Raw genomic sequence first — 17,459 nt, 5'->3', positions numbered from 1 at the left:
GGGGCCATTATTTGACTCGTTCAATGTCAGCGCCAATGGCGCGCAGCTTGGCTTCCATCTTGTCGTAGCCACGGTCGAGGTGGTAGATGCGATCCACCAAGGTTTCCCCCTCGGCCACCAAGCCGGCAATCACCAACGAGGCCGAGGCCCGCAAGTCGGTGGCCATGACGGTGGCACCCGACAACTGGGGCACGCCTTCGAGCACCGCCACCTTGCCGTCGATCTGGATGTGCGCGCCCAGGCGTACCAACTCGTTGACGTGCATGAAGCGGTTTTCAAAAATGGTTTCGGTCACCTTCGATGCGCCCCGTGCAATGGCATTGAGCACCATGAACTGGGCTTGCATGTCGGTGGGAAAACCGGGGTATTCGGTGGTGCGAAAGTTTTGCGCCTTGAGGTGCGCAAACGCGGGGGCTGCGCCTTGAATGCGAATGCCCTCAGGGGTGGCAGTGACGGTGGCCCCTGCATCGCGCAGTTTGTCGATCACCGCATCCAAATGGTCGGCACGGGCATGGCGCAACAACACATCGCCCCCCGTGGCCGCCACCGCACACAAAAAGGTGCCAGCTTCAATGCGGTCGGCCACCACCTGGCGGTGGCAGCCGTTCAAACGTTCGACACCTTGAATGTGGATACGGCTGGTGCCATGGCCTTCAATCTTGGCGCCCATGGCGATCAGCATTTCGGCCAAGTCCGGAATTTCGGGCTCTTGGGCCGCGTTTTCCAACACCGTCTCACCATCGGCCAAAGCAGCGGCCATCAGGAAGTTTTCGGTGCCCGTGACCGTCACCATGTCGGTGGCAATGCGTGCGCCTTTCAGGCGTGTCAAACCCGGCTTGAGCTTGGCCAACATGTAGCCATGTGCCACCTCAATGTCGGCCCCCATGGCTTGCAAGCCCTTGATGTGCTGATCCACAGGACGCGACCCAATGGCACAACCACCAGGCAGCGACACCTTGGCGTGGCCAAAACGTGCCAGCAAAGGCCCCAGAGTCAACACCGAGGCACGCATGGTTTTGACCAACTCATACGGGGCTTCGGGGTTGTTCAAACTTCCTGCATTCAAATGCACCGCGCCTGCGTCATCGCGCTCAGCCGTGACGCCCATGTTGCGAATCAGCTTGAGCATGGTGGCCACGTCTTGCAGTTGCGGCACATTGCCCAGCAGCACGGGCTGATCGGTCAGCAAGGCCGCGCACAGCTCAGGCAAAGCAGCGTTTTTGGCACCCGAAATCAGCACTTCGCCGTTCAAGGTGCGACCACCGCGAATCAATAATTTGTCCATACAGTTGGGGGCTCAGGCGCGGTCGGCAGCAGGCAGGGCTTGCCACTCGGCGGGGGTGTAGGTCTTCATCGACAAGGCATGCACCTCATCGGTGTGCATTTTTTGGCCCAGCGTGGCATACACCCGCTGGTGGCGTTGAATCAGGCGCTTGCCCTCAAACTCTGCCGACACCAAGGTGGCGTACCAATGGCGACCATCGCCATCAACACGCAGATGTTCGCAGGGCAGGTTGGCAGCAATCAATGCCTGAAGTTCTTGTGCGTTCATGTGCTTGTTAGCCTCGAATTTTGTAGCCCTTGCGCAGCAAATGCAGCGCCACGCCCGAGACCAGAATCAGGCATGTCAGCACCAGCCCTAGGCTCAACCATGGCGAGACATCGCTTTGGCCAAAAAAGCCGTAACGGAAACCGTCGATCATGTAGAAGAAGGGGTTGAGGTGGCTCACGCTTTGCCAGAAGCTGGGCAAGGAATGGATGGAATAAAACACACCGCTCAAAAACGTCATCGGCATGATGACGAAGTTTTGAAACGCGGCCATTTGGTCGAACTTGTCGGCCCACAAGCCCGCAATCAAGCCCAGGCAACCGAGCATGGCAGCGCCGCAAGCGGCAAACACCAAAGCCCACAGCGGATAAGCAGGCAGCAACGAAGCGCTAACAACGGTGGACTGCCAGACAAACACGCTGGTCACCAGCAACACGCCCAAGCCCACCACCAAGCCACGCACCATGGCCGACAAGGTGTAGGCAAAGAACCAGCTCCAGTGCGACAGTGGCGTGAGCAACAAGAACACCAAGTTGCCCATGATCTTGCTTTGCACCAAGGACGATGAGCTGTTGGCAAACGCGTTTTGCAACACACTCATCATGACCAAGCCAGGAATCAAGAACGCGGTGTAGCTCACGCCGCTGTAGACCTGCACACGGTCTTCCAGCACATGGCCAAAGATCAGCAGGTACAGCACCGCCGTCAGCACAGGTGCCGCCACGGTTTGGAAACCCACCTTCCAAAAGCGCAGCACTTCTTTGTAAAACAGAGCGGTCCAGCCGGTCATACGCGCACCTCGTCGGAATGTGCAGCCATCACGTCCAAGAACACGTCTTCCAAATCGGCTTTGCGGATTTCGATGTCTTCGGCCACCAAGCCCGCTTCACGCACCGCAGCCAAGTAGCGCTCAATCTCCAAGGCATCATTGGCGGGCAGTTGCACGATGCGGCCGGTGACACGCGCCTTGGTCGCCAATGCAGCGGGCAACTCGGCATCGAGCTTGAAGCGCAACACATTGCTGGACGCGGCCTTGAGCAACTCGCTGGTGCTCTCCAGCGCCACCACCTTGCCCTGCTTGAGCATGGCAATGCGGCTGCACAAGGCTTCGGCCTCTTCCAGGTAGTGCGTGGTCAGCAACACGGTGTGACCTTGCTTGTTGAGCTTGGCAATGAATTGCCACAAGGTTTGGCGCAACTCCACGTCCACACCAGCGGTCGGCTCGTCGAGCACGATGACCGGCGGTTTGTGCACCAGCGCCTGCGCCACCAAAACGCGACGCTTCATACCGCCCGAGAGTTGGCGCATGTTGTGGTGGGCTTTGTCGGCCAGGCCAAGGCTATGCAATAACTCGTCAATCCAGTCGTCGTTGTGCTTGACGCCAAAGTAGCCCGACTGAAAGCGCAAGGTCTCGCGCACATTGAAAAAAGGGTCAAAGACCAACTCTTGGGGCACCACGCCCAATTGGCGTCGCGCCTGAGCGGCTTGGGTGTTGACATCAAAACCATGCACGGTCACGGCACCTGCCGTGGCTTTGCCTAAACCGGCAAGGATGCTGATCAAGGTGGTTTTGCCTGCGCCATTGGGGCCGAGCAAGCCGAAAAACTCGCCGGGCTCGATGTCAAAGCGCACACCATCGAGGGCCTGGAACGGTCCTCGGGCGGTGACATAGGTTTTGGAAACGGATTGGAAAGAGATAGCTGGCATGGGAAGCCTTAGATTTTAAGGCTTTGCCAGTACCCTTCGGGCGGCAACGCTCAGTTGAGCAAATCGGTCACGCCATAGACGCGCGCCAAGGCCTGCGCACGCTCGGGCAAGCCCTGAACTTGAAGCTGTCCGCCCTGCGCCAACACGGCACGACGGCAAGCCAACACCACGGCCAGGGCCGACGAATCGAACTGCGTCAGCGCCGACGCATCGACCACCGCTTGGCCTCCTTGCGCCAAGTTGGCCAGCAAAGTTTTCACCAAACCGTCGGCGACTGACTGCGCTTGCGCCTGGGTCAAGACAGCAGGCAGTGCCACGGGCAAGACAGCAGCGGCAGTCATGGCTTACTTGGCGTCTGCTTTGCGCAGGCTGTTGGATTTGTTGCGCTCGACCAGGCTAGCGATCAAACCATCCACACCTTTGGCATTGATTTCCTGAGCGAACTGGGTACGGTAGTTGTCGACCAACCACACGCCCATCACATTCAGGTTGTAAATGCGCCAACCCGAGGGGGCTTCGGGTGCTTTCTCGACCCGGTAGTCCAGTTGAATCGGGTCACCTTTGCCACGCACTTCGGTGCGCACAATCACCTCTTTGTCGTCGGGTGCTGAGCGCAAAGGTTTGACCACGATGGACTGGTCACTCACTTGGTTGACCGCGCCCGCATAGGTCCGTACCAGCAAAGCCTTGAACTCTTCTTGCAAACGCTTTTGTTGCTCAGGGCTTGCTTGACGCCAGCCAGGCCCAACCGCAGATGCCGTCATGCGCTGGAAATTCAAATGCGGCATGACACGCTGATCAACCAGGACTGAAATTTTGTTGATGTCGCCAGACAGGATCGTCTTGTCGGCTTTGACGGTGTCGAGCAAATCAGTAGACAAACGTTTGATAAAGGCGTCGGCGGTGTCGTCTGCAGCGAAAGCCGCGGGGCTGACGCCACAAACCAAGCCCAGGATCAGCGCAGCGAATGCGCGTGTCCAACTGCGGCGGGTGATGGAGGAGCAGGTCATTGGTATGAATCCATGAAAGGGGTGAGTGGTTAACGGCTGAGCGCGTTATTTGGCTGACGCCGGGGGTTCCGCGCTGTAGTCGGGCTCGTCCTCGTCGGGCGGGTTGCCATCGTAAATTTGCGAACGACGGTATTGCAAATACGCATCACGTGTGAAGCTGTATTTGTCCAACGAGGCTTCTTCCAGCAAATTGCCTGCATTCAACAAACTGGCCCGTTTTTCAACAATGCGTAAAGCCATCGCGCTGTTGCGTGTAGGAATATGTTCTACCTGACGAACCGCATCCGCCGATGTGTCAAACGGCAAGCCCGCCGTGTCACGCACGGTGGATGGGCCCAGCAATGGCAACACCAAGTACGGACCATTCGGAACACCCCAGTAACCCAAGGTTTGACCAAAGTCTTCCAGATGCCGTTGCAACTTGATCTCGGTCGCCACGTCAAAGATGCCGTAAACACCAAACACAGTGTTCACCACCACGCGCATGAACGACTCGGCGGTGTCACGCCCCTTGAGCTGCAACCCACTGTTGACGGTTGACCACATGTCCGACAAGTTGTTGAACACATTGCGCACGCCTTTTTGTACCAGCTCTGGCGTGACATCACGGTAGCCGGTGGCGACGGGCTTGAGCACGTTGTCATCCAGGCTGTCGTTGAAACGCGTGATGCTGCGGTTCATCGGCTCCAGCGGGTCTTTCGGATTGGCGTTAGGGCCTGTGGCACAGCCGCCCAGAAACACCAGCGCACTGGCACACACCAGTGCGCGTGCCCAATGCTTGACAGAACGCACGCTCATTTGGCAGCGCCTTGGGCCGGGGCCGGGTCGGCCGCTTTGTTGTAGAGGAATTGGCTGATCAGGTTCTCCAGCACCACCGCAGATTGGGTGGACTGGATGCGGTCGCCATTGGCCAAGTTCTCGGCCTCAGAGCCGGCTTCAATGCCAATGTATTGCTCGCCCAGCAAACCGCTGGTCAAAATTTTCAAAGAACTGTCTTTGGGAAATTTGTAGCGACTCTCCATGGCCATGGTCACTGTGGCTTGAAAGGTTTTGTCGTCAAACGTGACCGACTCCACCCGCCCCACCACCACGCCTGAGCTTTTGACAGCGGCTTGGCGCTTCAGCCCACCGATGTTGTCAAAACGCGCTGTCACCGCGTAGGTGGACTGAAAATTCAGGCTCAACAAATTGGCCGACTTGAGAGCCAAAAACAAAATAGCTGCCGCCCCCAACAGGACAAACAAACCCACCCACAGATCATTTTTAGAGCGTTGCATTGCGTCGCCTCGAATTTAAATACTGAACATCATGGCGGTCAGAACAAAGTCCAACGCCAACACCGCCAAAGAAGCCACCACCACCGTGCGGGTGGTTGCACGCGACACGCCCTCGGGCGTGGGCTGCGCTTCGTAGCCTTGCAGCAACGCCACAAAGGTCACGGTGACACCAAAGACAAAACTTTTCACCACGCCGTTGCCCACGTCTTTCCAAACGTCAACACCGCCTTGCATCTGGCTCCAAAACGACCCTGCGTCGACACCGATCATGAGCACGCCGACCATCCAGCCACCCAGCACGCCCACGGCGCTGAACACAGCCGCCAGCAAAGGCATGGTGATGATGCCGCCCCAAAAGCGCGGACCCAAAATGCGACGCACCGGATCCACGGCCATCAAGTCCATGGCGCTGAGTTGTTCGCCCGCTTTCATCAGACCGATCTCGGCCGTCAACGAAGTACCGGCACGGCCCGCGAACAACAAGGCACTGACCACCGGGCCCAACTCGCGCACCAGGCTCAGGGCCACCAGCAAGCCCAGTGCCTCGGACGAGCCATAGCGCTGCAAGGTGTAGTAGCCCTGCAAGCTGAGCACAAAGCCCACAAACAAACCCGACACGGCAATGATGGCCAGCGAGTAGTTGCCCAAGAAATGGATTTGGTCACGCACCAAGCCAAAGCGACGCATGTTGTCGCCAAACAAGCTGACCAAGCGCACGAACAAACGTGTGCCCTGCCCCAAGTCGGCCAAGTAGCTGCGAATGGCGAAGCCGACATTGGCGATGAACTTCATAGCGAACCTCCCACGCCAAAATCTTGCGCCACGGAGGGGCCGGGGTAATGAAAGCGCACCGGCCCTTCAGGCGCTGCGCTGACAAACTGATGCACCAAGGGGTCGGTGCTGTGACGCACTTCGTCGGGCGTGCCCTGTGCCGCGATCTTGCCGTTGGCCAGCACGATCACCTGATCGGCAATGTGGAAGGTCTCGTCCAAGTCGTGCGACACGATGACACTGGTCAACCCCAAGGTGTCGTTGAGCTGGCGAATCAAACGCGCAGCGGTGCCTAAGGAAATCGGGTCCAAGCCCGCAAAAGGCTCGTCATACATCACCAGCTGCGGGTCCAAGGCCATGGCACGGGCTAAGGCGACACGACGTGCCATGCCACCCGACACCTCAGACGGCATCAGATCGCGCGCACCGCGCAAGCCCACGGCTTCGAGCTTCATCAGCACAATGTCGCGCACCATGGATTCGCTCAAGTCGGTGTGCTCACGCAAGGGAAACGCCACGTTGTCAAACACGCTCAAGTCGGTGAACAAAGCGCCAAACTGAAACAGCATGCCCATGCGACGGCGCACGGCATACAAGCCCGCTTGGTCGAGGGTGGAGATTTCTTGGCCGTCAAATGTCAAGCTGCCCGACTGGGCGCGGTACTGCCCGCCGATGAGGCGCAAGACCGTGGTTTTGCCGCCACCTGAAGCGCCCATCAAGGCCGTGACCTTGCCACGTGGCACGGTCAAGCTGATGCCATCCAAGATGACGCGCTCGCCATAGCCAAAGCGGATGTCGCGCAGTTCGACCAAAGCGGAGGAGTCGGTGGGGGTAGTTGGGATGGAGGTCATAGAAAACAAAAGCCGGTGAGTGCCGGCTTTTGCAATTTTAAAACCAAGTCGTTAAAGACTTGTAAAGATGGGTATTGGTCAACGGGGCAAGTCGCTTGCGCCCATCAAGAACTCATCCACCGAGCGTGCGGCCTGACGGCCTTCGCGAATAGCCCACACCACCAAAGATTGACCACGGCGAATGTCGCCCGCCGCAAACACCTTGGGAACGTTGGTGGCATAACCCCCCGTCACTTCGGTGCTGGCCTTGGCATTGCCACGTGCATCTTTGTCCACGCCAAAGGCGTCAAGCACGGTGGCCACAGGATTGACAAAACCCATGGCCAGCAGCACGAGGTCTGCCTTGATGATTTCTTCGCTGCCTGCCACTTCGACCATCTTGCCGTCTTTCCATTCGACGCGAACGGTTTTGACACCGGTGACTTTGCCGTTTTCGCCCACAAACTCTTTGGTCGAAATTGCAAACTCACGCTTGAGCAAACCTTTTTCAGCGCTCTCGTCGTGGCTGGAGCTGGTGCGCAGCTTCAGGGGCCAATAAGGCCAAACCAGAGGCTTGTTCTCTTGCTCGGGTGGCATGGGCATGACTTCGAACTGCACCACACCTGCGGCGCCGTGGCGTGTGCTGGTGCCCACGCAATCGCTGCCCGTATCGCCACCACCGATCACCACCACGTGTTTGCCATCGGCGCGCAACTGGTCTTTCAACTTGTCGCCTGCATTGACCTTGTTTTGCTGGGGCAAGAACTCCATCGCGAAATGAATGCCTGCCAAGTCACGGCCCGGGGCGGGCAAATCGCGTGACTGCTCGGAACCACCCGTCAAGAGCACCGCGTCGAAGTCTTTCTTGAGCTGCTCGGGGCTGATGGTCTCGACCGCCCAATTGGTGACTTTGGAACCTTTGGGCAACTCACCCACCATCACGCCGGTGCGGATGGTCACGCCTTCGGCTTCGAGCTGTTTGGCACGGCGGTCGATGTGTGACTTTTCCATCTTGAAGTCTGGAATGCCATAGCGCAGCAAACCACCGATGCGGTCGTTCTTTTCGAACAAGGTCACGTCGTGGCCCACGCGTGCCAACTGCTGTGCAGCGGCCATGCCTGCGGGGCCAGAGCCCACCACGGCCACTTTTTTGCCAGTCTTGTGCTTAGGCGCTTGGGGCGTGACCCAGCCTTCGGCCCAAGCTTTGTCAATGATGGCGTGCTCGATGGACTTGATGCCCACTGCGTCGCCATTGACGTTCAAGGTGCACGCTGCCTCGCAAGGTGCGGGGCAAATGCGGCCAGTGAACTCGGGGAAGTTGTTGGTGCTGTGCAGCACCTCAATCGCGTTTTTCCAATCGCCCTGGTACACCAAGTCGTTGAAATCCGGAATGATGTTGTTGACCGGGCAACCGTTGTTGCAAAACGGCGTGCCGCAGTCCATGCAACGCGCGCTTTGGTCTTTGGCTTGTTTGTCATCCAAGCCGATGACGAACTCTTTGTAATGCTTCAGGCGCTCAGGCACGGGCTTGTAGCCCTCCTCGATGCGATCAATTTCCATGAAGCCGGTGACTTTTCCCATGATGTATGTCCTTTTGCTCTAACGTGCTGAATGGCTTATTTGGCGGCAACGGCTTTTTTAGCCTTGGCCACGGATGCCTTCACTTCCTTGGCAGCATGAAGCTCGCCCAAGGCACGCTTGTATTCGTTGGGGAAGACTTTGACGAACTTGCCACGTGACTCAGCCCAGGTGTCCAGCAAGTCGCGGGCACGCTTGGAGCCGGTCCAGCGGTGGTGGTCTTCAAGCAGCTTTTTGAGCTGGGCTTCGTCGGTTTGGTCACGGTGCCAAATGGCACGTGGCAAAGCGGCTTCTTGCTCAGCAGCGGTCAGCACCTTTTCCAAAGACACCATGGCCGTGTTGCAGCGTTTGCTGAACTGACCGTCTTCGTCGTACACATAGGCCACGCCACCGCTCATACCAGCCGCAAAGTTGCGTCCCGTTTTGCCCAGCACAGCCACGGTGCCACCGGTCATGTATTCGCACCCGTGGTCGCCCGTGCCTTCCACCACCGCGGTGGCGCCCGACAGACGGACTGCAAAGCGCTCGCCGGCAACGCCAGCGAAGAAGGCTTCGCCGCGTGTGGCTCCAATCATCACGGTGTTGCCCACGATGATGTTGTTGACCGCTTCGCCTCGGAAATCGAGGCTCGGGCGAACCACCACACGACCACCCGACAAACCTTTGCCGGTGTAGTCGTTGGCGTCACCAATCAAGTACAAGGTGATGCCGTTGCACAAGAACGCGCCGAACGATTGACCGCCCGTGCCTTCGAGTTGGATGCGGATGGAGTCGTCAGGCAAGCCCTCTGGGTGTACCTTGGTCACCGCGCCAGACAGCATGGCACCGACCGAGCGGTTGACGTTGCGAGTCACGTCCATGAACTGCACTTTTTCGCCACGCTCGATGGCGGGCTTGGATTTCTCGATCAGTTTTTGGTCGAGTGCTTTTTCCAAACCGTGGTCTTGGGTGGACACATGCAAACGCGGCACATCGGCACCCACTTGCGGCACGGCCAGCAAACGGCTGAAGTCCAGGCCACTGGCTTTCCAGTGCTCGATGCCTTGGCGCATGTCGAGCAAATCGGCACGGCCAATCATGTCGTCGAACTTGCGGATACCCAGTTGGGCCATGATCTGGCGCACTTCTTCGGCGATGAAGAAGAAGTAATTCACCACATGCTCGGGCTTGCCGGTGAATTTCTTGCGCAGCTCAGGGTCTTGTGTGGCCACACCCACCGGGCAGGTGTTCAGGTGGCACTTGCGCATCATGATGCAGCCTTCCACCACCAGCGGTGCGGTGGCAAAGCCGAACTCGTCAGCACCCAACAAAGCACCCACGGCCACGTCACGACCCGTCTTCATTTGGCCGTCGGCTTGCACGCGGATACGACCCCGCAAACCGTTGAGCACCAAGGTTTGTTGGGTTTCGGCCAAACCGATTTCCCAAGGGCTGCCTGCGTGTTTGATGGACGACCAAGGCGATGCGCCCGTGCCACCGTCGTGCCCGGCGATCACCACGTGATCGGCCTTGCACTTGGCCACGCCGGCAGCGATGGTGCCCACACCAATTTCAGACACCAACTTGACGCTGATGTCGGCATGTGGTGCCACGTTCTTCAAATCGTGGATCAGCTGAGCCAAGTCTTCGATGGAGTAAATGTCGTGGTGCGGCGGGGGCGAAATCAGGCCCACGCCTGGCACGCTGTAGCGCAGCTTGCCGATGTACTCAGACACTTTGGCACCTGGCAGCTGACCGCCTTCACCAGGCTTGGCACCTTGGGCCATCTTGATCTGAATTTGGTCTGACGACGACAGGTATTCGGCGGTGACACCAAAGCGGCCCGAGGCCACTTGCTTGATGCGCGAGCGCAGGCTGTCGCCCGCTTGCAGCGGCATGTCGACTTCCACCACATCGTCACCGATCACGCTCTTCAAGGTCTCGCCCAGTTTGATGGGGATGCCTTTGAGTTCGTTGCGGTAACGCGCAGGGTCTTCACCGCCTTCGCCGGTGTTGCTTTTTCCCCCGATGCGGTTCATCGCCACAGCCAGGGTGGCGTGGGCTTCGGTGCTGATCGAGCCCAAAGACATGGCACCCGTGGCAAAGCGTTTGACGATCTCGGTGGCCGGTTCGACCTCGTCCACCGAAATGGCTTTGGCTGGGTCAATCTTGAACTCGAACAAGCCACGCAAAGTCAGGTGGCGCTTGTTTTGGTCGTTGACGATCTGGGCGTACTCTTTGTACGTGTTGAAGTTGTTCGAACGTGTGCTGTGCTGCAACTTGGCAATCGCATCAGGTGTCCACATGTGCTCTTCGCCACGGGCACGCCAAGCGTATTCACCGCCGGTGTCGAGCATGTTGGCCAAGATGGGGCTGTCGCCAAACGCAGCTTTGTGCATGCGAATGGCTTCTTCCGCCATTTCAAAAATACCAATCCCTTCCACCCGCGTGGGTGTTCCGGTGAAGTACTTGTGGACGGTTTCGGTGTTGATGCCGATGGCTTCGAACAGCTGTGCGCCGCAATAGGACATGTAGGTCGACACGCCCATCTTGGACATGATCTTGGACAGACCTTTGCCAATGGCTTTGACGTAGTTGTAAATCGCTTTGTCGGTCGACAAATCGGCTGGCAAGTCTTTGTGCATGGCAGCCAAGGTTTGCATGGCGAGGTAGGGATGCACGGCTTCGGCACCATAACCGGCCAACACAGCAAAGTGATGCACCTCACGGGCGCTGCCCGTCTCCACCACCAAGCCAGCGGTGGTGCGCAAACCTTCGCGCACCAAGTGCTGGTGAATGGCAGACAGTGCTAACGCCGCGGGGATGGCCACCTGGGTGGCGCTCACGCCACGGTCGCTGATGATCAAAATGTTTTTGCCACCTTTGATCGCATCCACCGCTTCGGCACACAAGGAAGCCAATTTGGCTTCCACACCGTCATGGCCCCAAGCCAAGGGGTAGGCGATGTTGAGGGTTGCGCTCTTGAACTTGCCTTGGGTGTGTCGCTCAATGTCGCGCAACTTGGCCATGTCGGTGAAATCGAGCACCGGCTGGCTCACTTCCAAACGCATGGGCGGGTTGACTTGGTTGATGTCAAGCAGGTTGGGCTTGGGTCCAATGAAAGACACCAAGGACATGACGATGGCTTCGCGGATCGGATCGATTGGCGGGTTGGTCACCTGAGCAAACAACTGCTTGAAGTAGTTGTAGAGCGGTTTGTTTTTGCTGGACAAAACAGCCAAGGGGCTGTCATTGCCCATCGAGCCAATGCCCTCTTCGCCATTGATGGCCATGGGGGCCATCAAGAACTTGATGTCTTCTTGTGTGTAGCCAAACGCTTGTTGCAAATCCAACAGTTCGGGGCTGGCATCTTCCAGCCCCACACCATGGGGCTCGGAGGCGTCCACGGGCAACTCTTGACTGCCCTCACCGGCCACAGGATGCTCCACATCGTCCAAGCGGATGCGGACGTTCTCGATCCACTGCTTGTACGGTTTGGTGTTGGTCAAGCCCGCTTTGAGCTCTTCGTCGTCGATCATGCGGCCTTGTTCCAAATCGATCAGGAACATCTTGCCGGGCTGCAAACGCCATTTGCGCACGATCTTGCTTTCGGCCACGGGCAACACGCCGGATTCTGAGCCCATGATCACCATGTCGTCATCGGTGATGCAGTAACGCGATGGACGCAAGCCGTTGCGGTCGAGCGTGGCACCGATCTGGCGACCATCGGTGAACACGATGGAAGCTGGGCCATCCCAGGGCTCCAACATCGCGGCGTGGTATTCGTAGAAGGCCTTGCGACGCTCGTCCATGGTGGTGTGCTGTTCCCAGGGTTCGGGAATCATCATCATCACGGCCTGGCTGATGGGGTAGCCCGACATCGTCAACAACTCCAAACAGTTGTCAAACGTGGCGGTATCTGATTGGTCGGCAAAGCTGATGGGGTAGAGCTTTTTCAAGTCGTCGCCCAGCACGGGTGACGACATGACGCCCTCACGAGCCTTCATCCAGTTGTAGTTGCCCTTGACGGTGTTGATCTCGCCGTTGTGCGCCACATAGCGATACGGGTGAGCCAGCGGCCACTCGGGGAAGGTGTTGGTTGAGAAACGTTGGTGCACCAGGCCCAAGGCCGAGACGCAGCGTTCGTCAGACAAGTCTTTGAAATACGTGCCCACTTGGTCTGCCAACAACAAGCCCTTGTAGATGACCGTGCGGCTGGACATGCTGGGCACGTAATATTCTTTGCTGTGCTTGAGGTTCAACCTCTGAATCGCTGCGCTGGCGGTTTTACGAATCACATACAGCTTGCGCTCCAAGGCGTCTTGCACGATCACGTTGTTGCCGCGACCAATGAAGATCTGGCGCATGATCGGTTCCTTGGCGCGCACCGTGGGCGACATGGGCATGTCAAGGTTGACGGGCACATCGCGCCAGCCCAGCAGCACCTGGCCTTCGGCCAGCACCGCACGCTCCAACTCTTGCTCACAGGCCAGACGGGATGCATGCTCTTTGGGCAAGAACACCATGCCCACACCGTATTCGCCCATGGTCGGCAAGGTCACGCCTTGTTTGGCCATCTCTTCCCGGTACAGCGCATCGGGCAGCTGAATCAAGATGCCTGCGCCGTCGCCCATCAAGGCATCTGCGCCCACCGCACCCCGGTGGTCCAGGTTTTCCAGAATCTTCAAAGCCTGGCCCACGATGGCGTGACTCTTGACCCCTTTGATGTGGGCCACAAAACCCACGCCGCAGGCGTCATGTTCGTTCGAAGGGTCGTACAAACCCTGATGTTGCAGTTGTGCTTTTTGGGCAGCCGTGGTCATGGCGCGTTCCTCTAAATATTCAGCGGGGGTGAGAGGATACTGCACTGCACCATCTATGCCAAGCAAATTAATTGGGGTCAGAACCCAATTAATTGACGCACCGAAACGACAAGAAATTAATTGGGGACAGGTTTATCGCCCTTGGAAAAAGGCCGTCCCGCCTTGGTTTTGCTCAAACGGCGTTCTGTTTGTACCTGCAAACTGGCCTTGAAGCGGTCGTCACCCAGCGCCCAACCACTGAGCGTGGCATCGGTCAATGCACCCTGTTGGTCCGCGCTGATACCGGCTCGCACCAATTCGGCGTACGCCGCCTCGCGGGCAAATGGGGTGTTACCCAAAGCCCAATACAAGGCATGGGGCGTGACCAAGCGGTCGCTGCGCCGCCCGATGTAATGCGCATGGCTGGACCACACATAGTCTTCGGGCTGCGCCACCATGTGGGCGCGCACAGGGTTGAGGTCGATGTAGGCCATGCAAGCCAGCAAATAACGGTCGGTTTGAATCAGCGTGGAGCGGTAACGCCCTTCCCACAGCGTGCCCGTGCGGCCATGGACTTTGTTGAACACCTGCACATAGCTGCGGCCCACCGCTTGCATCATCTTGGGCAAAGCTTGGTCTAGTTGGGGCGTGACCAGCAGGTGCAGGTGGTTGCTCATCAGCACATAGGCGTGAATGTCCACACCCTGCACTTTGCTGTGCTCGGCCAACAAATCAAGCATGCGCTGGTAATCGGCGGTGGCTTTGAAAATATCTTGCCGGTTGTTGCCACGCAAGATGACGTGGTGCGGATAGCCGGTGACGGTGAGACGGGGAAGGCGAGCCATGACACCATGTTAATTGGGTTCTGACCCCTATTAAATTTTGAAGCGCGTCTGAGCCAGTTCTTGCAAGCCAAATTCTTCCAACAGGGACTGCAAACGCTCCGCAGAACTGCGTTTTTTCTGGCCAGTGTACTTGGCCAGGATGAGTTCGTTTTTCATGCTGTGCTCCCAACCCACCAGCTCGGTGACGGTGACTTGGTAGCCCTGCGCCTCCAGGTACAAGCAGCGCAACACGTTGGTGAGTTGGCTGCCCATCTCGCGGGTGTGCAACGGATGACGCCACAGCTCCGCCAAGGGTGTGCGCTGCAAGTTCAGGGCTTTGTGCTGGTTGAGCACGCGCGCCAGCTCGGCCTGGCAGCAAGGCACCAGCACCATGTACTGGGCTGTCTTTTGCAGGCCAAACGCAATGGCGTCGTCAGTGGCGGTGTCGCAGGCGTGCAGCGCAGTGACCACATCGATGTGCGCGGGCAGCGCATCACTGTGCGCCGACTCGGCCACACTGAGGTTGAGAAACTGCATGCGCTCAAACCCCAAACGCTGCGCCAGCGCCTGAGAGGAGGCCACCAATTCAGCCCGAGTTTCAATGCCGTAAATGTGGCCCCGCCCCAGCGCCTTGAAAAACAGGTCGTAAATGATGAAACCTAAATACGACTTGCCTGCCCCGTGGTCGGCCAAGGTGGGCCCACTCTCGCTGACGGGCAGCTCTTTCAACAGCTTGTCGATGAACTGAAACAGGTGATAGACCTGCTTGAGTTTGCGCCGCGAATCTTGGTTGAGCTTGCCCTCGCGCGTGAGGATGTGCAGCTCTTTGAGCAGCTCAATGGATTGGCCGGGGCGCAGGTCGAGGTCGAGCAGTTTGGGGGCTGCGGCTGGTTTGTGTTTGGACATATTGCTTTTAACTGTTGCTTTGATTTTGTTCGGTCACCCAGCGGATGGCGGTCATCACATCCACCACTTCAATGCCCTCTTTCATGGGGTAAGTTTGCGCAACAGGCGCCACCAACAATTTGCGTGCTGGCCCTAAGTCTGTGGCAGCTTGATAAAAGCCTCTAGACACGCTGGGCGCACTGGAGCGTTTGATTTCAATCGTCCATGTTTCTTGATTTCGAAATGTCAGCACCAAGTCCACCTCGGCGCCGTTGCTGGTGCGGTAAAAGCTGGCCTCGGCTTGCGACGCTGCGTTGATCAACTGCTCCACCACAAACCCCTCCCAGCTTAAGCCCGCCACGGGGTGTCCCAGCACAGCATCGAGACTCGATAAACCCAACAAGGCATGCACCAAGCCACTGTCGCGCACATAGACCTTAGGCGCGCGAATCAAACGCTTGCCCACATTGCCATGCCATGCGGGCAGGCGGCGCACCAGCATCAAGTCGCACAGCAAGTCGATGTACCGGCTTACGGTCTGACCACTGATTGCCAACGCAGCGGCCAACTTGGACTGATCCAACAACTCGCCTTGGTGGTGCGCCAGCATGGTCCACAAACGCCGCAAGGTGGTGGCGGGTATGCGGGGGCCGAGGGCAGGAATGTCTTTTTCCAAATAGGTGGCAATGAACACCTCGCGCCAGGTCATGCTGTCTGCATCGGTTTTCGCCAACCATGACAAAGGAAAACCGCCACGCACCCACAATGCATTGAGGTCTGCCACGCTGTGAGTGCCCGTGAAAATTTCGGTCGCTTGAAGCGGCGGCAGTTCCACATAGGCCACGCGACCAGCCAAGCTTTCACTGGACTGTTGCAACAACACCCCAGTGGCCGAACCCAACAACAAGAACTGCCCGCTGGCTTGACCCATGCGGCGACGCTGATCAATCACACCACGCAAAACACCAAACAACTCGGGCATGCGTTGCACCTCATCCAAAATGACCAACTGCTGCGCATGTGCCATTAAGAAGGCTTCGGTGTCATCCAACTGCCTCTGTGCGGAAGGCAGCTCAAGATCCAAATAGAGCGCATCTGGATACAGCGCCTTCTGGGCAAAAGCCAACGTGGTTTTGCCCACCTGACGCGGCCCAAGCAAGCCTACGGCAGGAAACTGCTGCAAGAGTTGAATGAGTTTTTGCTGGGATTGGCGTTGATACATCCATGTATTTTATCTATTCGACAGAGAAAATACATGGTTATTTTCCATTTACTCCCGACAGTGCGCCCGCAACACCTTGATCGAGGCCGTCAAGTGGAACCATAATGGTTTCATTATGGATGGAGAGTGCTGTGCCCACCACTTTGACACTGAAGAATATTCCTGAAGCCGTGTATGACCGCCTCAAGCTTGCAGCAGAAATGCACCGCCGGAGCCTGAACAGTGAGGCTATCGTGTGCCTAGAGTCGGTACTGATGCCGACAAAGATGATGCCCAGCGAACGCATTGCCCGTGCACGGGAATTACGGGCAACCTTAGCCGCCGGCAAATTCCGCGCGCGTGACATTGATGCCGCAAAGCGCGAGGACCGCCCATGATCGTGGTCGATTCCAACGTGTTGGCGTATTTGTATTTGCCTGGTGAGTACACAGCCGCCGCCGAAGCGCTACTTGAGCATGATTCGGACTGGGCTGCGCCCATTCTCTGGCGCAGCGAGTTCCGCAACATTCTGGCGGGATACATGCGACGCAAAGCCATCACCTTTGAACAGGCGAACAGTCTCCAACGAGAAGCGGAGAGCCTGCTTGAGGGCGCGGAGTTCGAGCTTGAATCTGTTGCTGTTCTTGAACTCGTGCGCGACAGTGACTGCTCCGCATACGACTGCGAATTCATTGCCCTTGCGATGAAGCTCGACACGAAATTGGTCACCATGGACAAGAAGCTCCTACGAGCGTTTCCGAAGCGCGCCATTGCTCTTTCTACGGGCTAACGCCCAAGTTATCCGGCGTCCACGTTGAACCGACAGATCCCTGACGCGAGGCAGTTCCGATCGCGATGTTGCGCTCTCCCTGAGATAGAAATCAGCGCCTGGCCCACGCATCGACACAAAACTGACCCGCAACCCAAGCCGGGGTGGAGGCCTTCGCGTCCAAATGCAGCGGCGTCACCACACTTGATCCGCAAAGCCCATCGCTGGACCACGTCTACTCCTGCACGGGCTCGAAAATGCATCAGCCGCCCCCATA

The 17,459-nt window shown here is 57.9% G+C and carries 17 protein-coding genes; 2 read left to right on the top strand and 15 right to left on the bottom strand.

The window, feature by feature from the left end:
- Window positions 1-7 precede the first annotated feature (7 nt).
- The 15 genes from murA to B9Z39_RS13560 form a co-directional block, all read right to left on the bottom strand.
- Complete coding sequence (murA, locus tag B9Z39_RS13630; protein ID WP_108302061.1) at window positions 8-1,285, bottom strand: UDP-N-acetylglucosamine 1-carboxyvinyltransferase; 1,278 nt, start codon at window positions 1,283-1,285, stop codon at window positions 8-10.
- Between the two features lie 12 nt (window positions 1,286-1,297).
- Entirely contained in the window at window positions 1,298-1,552 is a 255-nt protein-coding gene (locus B9Z39_RS13625) for a BolA family protein (protein WP_100147110.1), read from the bottom strand.
- Window positions 1,553-1,559: 7 nt separating this feature from the next.
- Window positions 1,560-2,339, bottom strand: coding sequence for an ABC transporter permease (locus tag B9Z39_RS13620; RefSeq protein ID WP_108302060.1), 780 nt, complete (start codon window positions 2,337-2,339; stop codon window positions 1,560-1,562).
- Entirely contained in the window at window positions 2,336-3,256 is a 921-nt protein-coding gene (locus tag B9Z39_RS13615; RefSeq protein ID WP_100147112.1) for an ABC transporter ATP-binding protein, read from the bottom strand. Before B9Z39_RS13615 ends, B9Z39_RS13620 begins: the two co-directional genes overlap by 4 nt.
- 50 nt (window positions 3,257-3,306) lie before the next feature.
- Window positions 3,307-3,597, bottom strand: coding sequence for a lipid asymmetry maintenance protein MlaB (locus tag B9Z39_RS13610; RefSeq protein WP_108302059.1), 291 nt, complete (start codon window positions 3,595-3,597; stop codon window positions 3,307-3,309).
- Window positions 3,598-3,600: 3 nt separating this feature from the next.
- Window positions 3,601-4,266: a phospholipid-binding protein MlaC gene (locus B9Z39_RS13605; RefSeq protein ID WP_108302058.1), complete on the bottom strand. Its 666-nt coding sequence runs from the start codon at window positions 4,264-4,266 to the stop codon at window positions 3,601-3,603.
- A 45-nt stretch (window positions 4,267-4,311) separates the two neighbouring features.
- The gene (locus B9Z39_RS13600) at window positions 4,312-5,064 is read right to left on the bottom strand and encodes a VacJ family lipoprotein (RefSeq protein WP_100147115.1); all 753 of its coding nucleotides are present in this window, start codon (window positions 5,062-5,064) and stop codon (window positions 4,312-4,314) included.
- Complete coding sequence (mlaD, locus tag B9Z39_RS13595; protein WP_108302057.1) at window positions 5,061-5,543, bottom strand: outer membrane lipid asymmetry maintenance protein MlaD; 483 nt, start codon at window positions 5,541-5,543, stop codon at window positions 5,061-5,063. Before mlaD ends, B9Z39_RS13600 begins: the two co-directional genes overlap by 4 nt.
- A 15-nt stretch (window positions 5,544-5,558) precedes the next feature.
- Window positions 5,559-6,335, bottom strand: coding sequence for a lipid asymmetry maintenance ABC transporter permease subunit MlaE (mlaE, locus tag B9Z39_RS13590; RefSeq protein ID WP_100147117.1), 777 nt, complete (start codon window positions 6,333-6,335; stop codon window positions 5,559-5,561).
- The gene (locus tag B9Z39_RS13585) at window positions 6,332-7,165 is read right to left on the bottom strand and encodes an ABC transporter ATP-binding protein (RefSeq protein WP_108302056.1); all 834 of its coding nucleotides are present in this window, start codon (window positions 7,163-7,165) and stop codon (window positions 6,332-6,334) included. Before B9Z39_RS13585 ends, mlaE begins: the two co-directional genes overlap by 4 nt.
- A gap of 78 nt (window positions 7,166-7,243) precedes the next feature.
- On the bottom strand, window positions 7,244-8,725 hold the full coding sequence (locus B9Z39_RS13580) for a glutamate synthase subunit beta (protein ID WP_108302055.1): 1,482 nt from the start codon (window positions 8,723-8,725) through the stop codon (window positions 7,244-7,246).
- 35 nt (window positions 8,726-8,760) lie between these two features.
- Window positions 8,761-13,524 carry a glutamate synthase-related protein gene (locus B9Z39_RS13575; protein ID WP_108302054.1) on the bottom strand — a complete coding sequence of 1,588 codons (4,764 nt, stop codon included), beginning with the start codon at window positions 13,522-13,524 and terminating at the stop codon, window positions 8,761-8,763.
- 116 nt (window positions 13,525-13,640) lie between these two features.
- Complete coding sequence (locus tag B9Z39_RS13570) at window positions 13,641-14,348, bottom strand: transposase (RefSeq protein ID WP_108302053.1); 708 nt, start codon at window positions 14,346-14,348, stop codon at window positions 13,641-13,643.
- Between the two features lie 30 nt (window positions 14,349-14,378).
- Window positions 14,379-15,233: an SAM-dependent methyltransferase gene (locus B9Z39_RS13565; RefSeq protein ID WP_108302052.1), complete on the bottom strand. Its 855-nt coding sequence runs from the start codon at window positions 15,231-15,233 to the stop codon at window positions 14,379-14,381.
- Window positions 15,234-15,240: 7 nt separating this feature from the next.
- On the bottom strand, window positions 15,241-16,434 hold the full coding sequence (locus B9Z39_RS13560; RefSeq protein ID WP_108302051.1) for an ATP-binding protein: 1,194 nt from the start codon (window positions 16,432-16,434) through the stop codon (window positions 15,241-15,243).
- Between the two features lie 131 nt (window positions 16,435-16,565).
- On the opposite strand from B9Z39_RS13560, the gene B9Z39_RS13555 reads away from it, so the two are divergent.
- Together B9Z39_RS13555 and B9Z39_RS13550 are read left to right on the top strand one after the other, a co-directional pair.
- Complete coding sequence (locus B9Z39_RS13555) at window positions 16,566-16,811, top strand: Arc family DNA-binding protein (protein ID WP_100147244.1); 246 nt, start codon at window positions 16,566-16,568, stop codon at window positions 16,809-16,811.
- Window positions 16,808-17,203, top strand: a complete 396-nt coding sequence (locus B9Z39_RS13550; RefSeq protein ID WP_100147125.1) for a type II toxin-antitoxin system VapC family toxin — start codon at window positions 16,808-16,810, stop codon at window positions 17,201-17,203. Before B9Z39_RS13555 ends, B9Z39_RS13550 begins: the two co-directional genes overlap by 4 nt.
- Window positions 17,204-17,459: the final 256 nt, after the last annotated feature.

Source organism: Limnohabitans sp. JirII-29, from assembly GCF_003063395.1.
GTDB lineage: Bacteria > Pseudomonadota > Gammaproteobacteria > Burkholderiales > Burkholderiaceae_C > Limnohabitans.
This window is presented reverse-complemented; position numbering and strand designations above follow the sequence as displayed.

Bases quoted from the DNA above. Each gene is read 5' to 3' on its own strand.
- B9Z39_RS13610 (WP_108302059.1), bottom strand. From the start codon at position 3,597: ATGACTGCCGCTGCTGTCTTGCCCGTGGCACTGCCTGCTGTCTTGACC.
- murA (WP_108302061.1), bottom strand. From the start codon at position 1,285: ATGGACAAATTATTGATTCGCGGTGGTCGCACCTTGAACGGCGAAGTG.
- mlaE (WP_100147117.1), bottom strand. From the start codon at position 6,335: ATGAAGTTCATCGCCAATGTCGGCTTCGCCATTCGCAGCTACTTGGCC.
- mlaD (WP_108302057.1), bottom strand. From the start codon at position 5,543: ATGCAACGCTCTAAAAATGATCTGTGGGTGGGTTTGTTTGTCCTGTTG.
- B9Z39_RS13560 (WP_108302051.1), bottom strand. From the start codon at position 16,434: ATGTATCAACGCCAATCCCAGCAAAAACTCATTCAACTCTTGCAGCAG.
- B9Z39_RS13575 (WP_108302054.1), bottom strand. From the start codon at position 13,524: ATGACCACGGCTGCCCAAAAAGCACAACTGCAACATCAGGGTTTGTAC.
- B9Z39_RS13600 (WP_100147115.1), bottom strand. From the start codon at position 5,064: ATGAGCGTGCGTTCTGTCAAGCATTGGGCACGCGCACTGGTGTGTGCC.
- B9Z39_RS13570 (WP_108302053.1), bottom strand. From the start codon at position 14,348: ATGGCTCGCCTTCCCCGTCTCACCGTCACCGGCTATCCGCACCACGTC.
- B9Z39_RS13620 (WP_108302060.1), bottom strand. From the start codon at position 2,339: ATGACCGGCTGGACCGCTCTGTTTTACAAAGAAGTGCTGCGCTTTTGG.
- B9Z39_RS13580 (WP_108302055.1), bottom strand. From the start codon at position 8,725: ATGGGAAAAGTCACCGGCTTCATGGAAATTGATCGCATCGAGGAGGGC.
- B9Z39_RS13585 (WP_108302056.1), bottom strand. From the start codon at position 7,165: ATGACCTCCATCCCAACTACCCCCACCGACTCCTCCGCTTTGGTCGAA.
- B9Z39_RS13625 (WP_100147110.1), bottom strand. From the start codon at position 1,552: ATGAACGCACAAGAACTTCAGGCATTGATTGCTGCCAACCTGCCCTGC.
- B9Z39_RS13615 (WP_100147112.1), bottom strand. From the start codon at position 3,256: ATGCCAGCTATCTCTTTCCAATCCGTTTCCAAAACCTATGTCACCGCC.
- B9Z39_RS13605 (WP_108302058.1), bottom strand. From the start codon at position 4,266: ATGACCTGCTCCTCCATCACCCGCCGCAGTTGGACACGCGCATTCGCT.
- B9Z39_RS13550 (WP_100147125.1), top strand. From the start codon at position 16,808: ATGATCGTGGTCGATTCCAACGTGTTGGCGTATTTGTATTTGCCTGGT.
- B9Z39_RS13565 (WP_108302052.1), bottom strand. From the start codon at position 15,233: ATGTCCAAACACAAACCAGCCGCAGCCCCCAAACTGCTCGACCTCGAC.